Here is a 4,245-nt window from a genome sequence, read left to right as displayed (position 1 = left end):
CAGCGGGACGGAGTCCTTGAAAAGCCCTATAGCCTGCTGCACTCAGAGTTTTAGGTGTGGGTGCAGTGCCCTAGTTTAATTGAAATGACCATACTGGCAATACAGGGATCCCTGAAAATAGACAGGATGGCGGGGAGGGCTAGTCATGATTGAGGCGAGGGCAAGCGTCTTGAAGCGGATGTTGGGCGTCTACGGCAGCTCTAAGATGGGCGTTCTGCTGCTGTTGGGGTTTTCTTCGGGTTTGCCGCTGCTGCTGATCAACACCACCTTGAATGCTTGGCTGACCCAAGCGGGCTTGACCACCATTGCCATCGGCTTGTTTAACCTGCTCAATTTGCCCTACTCCTTTAAGTTCTTGTGGTCGCCTGTTCTGGATCGATTTCTGTTGCCGGCACCGGGATCCCTGCGGGGCAGTCGGCGGCGGGGGTGGATGGCCCTGACCCAGGTGCTGTTGCTGCTCAGCATAGGGCTACTGGGTTTTCAGGATCCGACCCAAACCTGGCTGGAAGCCTTGGGATGGGAAGAGCTGTCCCAGACTTGGCCGGGCATCACAGTTTTCACCCGCCCGATCTTTCTGGTGGGGTTGCTGGTGGCTTTTTTGAGCGCCTCTCAGGACATCGCGGTGGACGCTTACCGTACCGATATCTTGGCGGAGCGGGAGATGGGGGCAGGGGTAGCCATTTTCGTATTTGGCTACCGCATCGCGCTGTTGGTCAGCAGTGGCGTGAGCTTGATCTTGGCGGACTATTTGCCCTGGTGGCAGGTGTACGGGATCATGGCGCTGCTGATGTTGATCGGGTTGATTACCTCGTTTTTGGCCCCTGAGCCGGAAAACAGCGCCCTCAAGCCTACCTCTTTGCGGTCGGCCATCATCGAGCCGTTTCAATCTTTTTGGCGGCACCGCTTGGCCTGGGCGATCCTGCTGTTTGTGGTCTGCTTCAAGTTGCCGGATAGCTTGGCAGGGCAAATGACCCCCACATTTTTGTTGCAGACGGGGTTTAGCACCAGCGATCTGGGCATTATCCGCAGTTGGATAGGCTTGTTGGCCACCTTGGCTGGGGCTTTTGTGGGGGGGGAGTGGGTCAGCCGCATCGGCACCTACCGCTGTCTGTTCATTTTCGCAGCCTTGCAAGGGATCGGCAATTTGGGCCTGGGAGCGATTGGGTTGGTGGGGCAAAACTATCCGCTGCTGCTGGGGGCAACCGTTTTCGACAACATGGCCGGGGGCATGGGCACGGCTGCTTTTCTGGCTTTTTTGATGAGCCTTTGCGATCGGCAATTTAGTGCCACCCAGTATGCTTTGCTCACCAGTGTATTTGCCGTGGGGGGAACCTTGGCCGGGGCCGTGTCGGGCTATTTGGCGGCTGCGGTCAATTGGCCTTTGTTTTATTTGATTACAGCGATGACAGCTGCTCCGGCAATGGTGATCCTGCTGTGGCTCGGCCCCCCTTCATCGCCTGCAACCCCGGCCACAACCGCATCTGAACCGTAACTGCCCCACCGCAAATCCGGTTCTAATAGCCTTGCCTTGAACGCAACGGGGATGGTTGCCTACAGCGCAGCCCCGATTTTGGCCGCCAGATCCACCAGCCGCGCCGCATAGCCGTACTCGTTGTCGTACCAGGAGAGCACCTTCACCGTGCGATCCCCTAAGGTCAGGGTGGATCCCAAATCCACAATGGAAGAGTGGGGATCCCCGACAATATCCGCCGAGACGATCTCCGGTGGAGCAATGGCCAGGATGCCGCGCAGCGGGCCTTCTGCAGCCTCGACAAAGGCTTGGTTGACGGCTTCTCTGGTGATGGGCTGCTCGGTACGCACCACAAAGTCCACGATCGAGCCCGTCAGGGTGGGTACCCGCAACGCCAGGCCATCCATCTTTCCTCTCAGGGCGGGCAAAACCTCGGCCACTGCCGTGGCAGCCCCGGTGGTGGAAGGCACAATCGACACCGCTGCCGAGCGGCCCCGCCGGTAATCTTTGGGATCCGGGCGATCCACAATCGCCTGGGTGGCGGTATAGGCATGGCAAGTGGTGAGAAAGCCGGTCTCGATGCCGAAGCGATCCAACAAGACCTTAGCCAGCGGCGCCAAGCAATTGGTGGTGCAGGAAGCATTGGAGACGATGTGATGCCGCTCCGGGTCGTATTGGTCGTCGTTGACCCCCATCACCACCGTCAAGTCGGGGCCTTTGGCGGGAGCAGAGATGATCACCTTTTTGGCCCCGGCTTCCAGGTGTTTGGCGGCCCCGTCTCGTTTGGTGAACAAGCCGGTTGATTCCACCACCAGGTCAACCCCCAGATCTTTCCAGGGCAGTTGTGCCGGATCCCGCTCTGCCAAAACTCGGACTTTCAGGTGGTTGCCGATTTGCAGATGCCCGTCCACCGCGCTCACGGTTTGGGGAAGGCGCCCATAGGCCGAGTCGAACTGGAGCAGGTAGGCCAAGTTGTCGGGTTCGGTCAGGTCATTGACTGCCACCACCTCCAGCTCTGGAGCTGGCTGAGACAGCAGCACCCGCAGGAAGGCCCGCCCAATGCGACCAAATCCGTTAATGGCTACCCGTGTGGTCATCGCAATCCTCCGGTATCAGTTTATACGATGGATCAGGGGACGCGGCATGGGAGACGCTGCCCCCCTAGGGATAGGGTAAAAGAAGAACGGGATCCCCATCGCTTTTGCACCCAAGATCTCCAGATTTGCCACTGGGACTCACCCAAGAAGTTGCCGGCAGAAGGGAAAAGTAGGAATGAAGGTATTGCTGACCAACGATGACGGCATCGAGGCTGCCGGGCTGGCCAATCTCAAGTTGGCCCTCAGCGCCCTCATCCCGGAAGAACACTGTTGGATTGTGGCCCCCCACCAGCAGATTTCCGGCTGCAGCCACCAGGTGACGACGGGGCGACCTTTTCGAGCCTTGGCCCGCGGCGAGCGCACCTTTGCCGTCGAGGGATCCCCTGCCGACTGTGTGCGGGTGGCCCTATTCAAGCTGGCCCCAGCGGTGGATTGGGTGCTTTCCGGTATCAACGAGGGGGGAAACCTCGGATCGGATGTGTACCTGTCGGGAACGGTGGCGGCGGTACGGGAAGCGGCGATGCGCGGGATCCCGGGAATTGCCATTTCCCAATACCGAGCAGGGGGCCAACCCATCGACTGGGAGCAGGCCCAGCGGTGGACGCGGGAAATCTTGGCGGAGCTGATGGAACAACCCCTGCCCAGGGGGGCGTTTTGGAATGTGAACCTGCCTCACTTGCCCGCCGGATCCCCTCTGCCGGAGCGGGTCTATTGTCCCCTCTGCACCCAACCCCTGCCGCTCGATTATGCGGTGGAAGCCGAGGGAAATGGGGCAGAGTCGCTGTGGTTTCGCTATCAGGGCCGCTATGCGGAGCGCGCTCGGGATCCCCAAACCGATACCGACATCTGCTTCTCCGGTCGGGTGGCCATCACCCAAGTGCAACTGGCCAAGGACTCCGTCCCGCTAACGCGACCAGGCGTTTCCGCTGGGGGGGGTAGAAGCCAGGTTGCGGGCAATGGTTCTCAGCCGTTGCAGCCGTAGCGCCGTCAGGATATCGGTGGGATCCAGCTTCAGAACCTGTTCTATGGCATCTGCCAGGTGTTGAGCGGCCTCCTGTCGGGTGTAGCCGCGAAACTGAGCACGGCGCAGGGCAAATTCATCGGCGTCGAAATGGGCGCTCTCCCGGTTCAGGTTTTGCCAGATCTGCCGGACGGAGAGAGCCGTAATGCCACCTGCCAACAGAGCGGAAAAAGGGTGCTGCAAAGAGAGCTCCGCAACAGTGGTGATGCCCCCGAACAAGGCCAGCGACTGGTAAAACCCCGGCTGCAACCAATTGCGGTTGCCCAGCCAGCCCACCTCCCGCAGAAACAACAGATCCCGCTGCGGCTGAGGGATCCCTTGCCAACGGCGAAAATCGATGGCAATTGTGCCCTGGGGCTGCCAAGGGGCTTTGCGGCGGGAGATGAGCAGGGCTTCACCCCCGAAGTGGGGAACGACGCTGATCAAGGGTCGGAAGGAAGCGGGGAGCAGATCCCGCAACCGTTCGGTTTCTTCTTTTTCAAAGGATTTGAAATCTGGGCGGCTGTTCATGGCCTCACCTGTTAGTGGCATTGAGGCGGGGAGCCCGCCTGAACACGGGCGCTGTTCCGGCCCCAGACACCCCAGCCTGTGCAGAACCGATGCGAGGTTAGTCTATCGCATCTCCAGGCTGGCCGTGGAACTCTGGCCGTGGAACT

General features: G+C 60.0%; 4 protein-coding genes. 2 read left to right on the top strand and 2 right to left on the bottom strand.

The genetic code is table 11. The features are described from left to right. Positions 1–205: 205 nt before the first annotated feature. Positions 206–1,492: an AmpG family muropeptide MFS transporter gene (locus NW818_RS10845; RefSeq protein WP_414424560.1), complete on the top strand. Its 1,287-nt coding sequence runs from the start codon at positions 206–208 to the stop codon at positions 1,490–1,492. A 59-nt stretch (positions 1,493–1,551) separates the two neighbouring features. Here the strand turns inward: NW818_RS10845 and gap are convergent, their stop codons facing one another. Then, the gene (gene gap / locus NW818_RS10840; RefSeq protein WP_414424559.1) at positions 1,552–2,568 is read right to left on the bottom strand and encodes a type I glyceraldehyde-3-phosphate dehydrogenase; all 1,017 of its coding nucleotides are present in this window, start codon (positions 2,566–2,568) and stop codon (positions 1,552–1,554) included. Between the two features lie 175 nt (positions 2,569–2,743). Here gap and surE point away from each other — a divergent pair, with 175 nt between their 5' ends. After that, a complete protein-coding gene (surE, locus tag NW818_RS10835) occupies positions 2,744–3,550 on the top strand; it encodes a 5'/3'-nucleotidase SurE (RefSeq protein ID WP_414349679.1) in 807 nt (268 codons plus the stop codon). Here surE and NW818_RS10830 read toward each other — a convergent pair. After that, a complete protein-coding gene (locus tag NW818_RS10830; RefSeq protein ID WP_414349678.1) occupies positions 3,473–4,099 on the bottom strand; it encodes a DUF3318 domain-containing protein in 627 nt (208 codons plus the stop codon). The two genes, surE and NW818_RS10830, sit on opposite strands and share 78 nt — an antisense overlap. Positions 4,100–4,245: the final 146 nt, after the last annotated feature.

The sequence above is a fragment of the Synechococcus sp. R6-5 genome, from assembly GCF_047461775.1.
Taxonomy (GTDB): Bacteria; Cyanobacteriota; Cyanobacteriia; order Thermostichales; family Thermostichaceae; genus Thermostichus.
The sequence above is the reverse complement of the archived record's forward strand: the minus strand, read 5'-3'. Positions and strand labels throughout refer to the sequence as shown.

Bases quoted from the DNA above. Each gene is read 5' to 3' on its own strand.
- gap (WP_414424559.1), bottom strand. From the start codon at position 2,568: ATGACCACACGGGTAGCCATTAACGGATTTGGTCGCATTGGGCGGGCC.
- surE (WP_414349679.1), top strand. From the start codon at position 2,744: ATGAAGGTATTGCTGACCAACGATGACGGCATCGAGGCTGCCGGGCTG.
- NW818_RS10845 (WP_414424560.1), top strand. From the start codon at position 206: ATGGGCGTTCTGCTGCTGTTGGGGTTTTCTTCGGGTTTGCCGCTGCTG.
- NW818_RS10830 (WP_414349678.1), bottom strand. From the start codon at position 4,099: ATGAACAGCCGCCCAGATTTCAAATCCTTTGAAAAAGAAGAAACCGAA.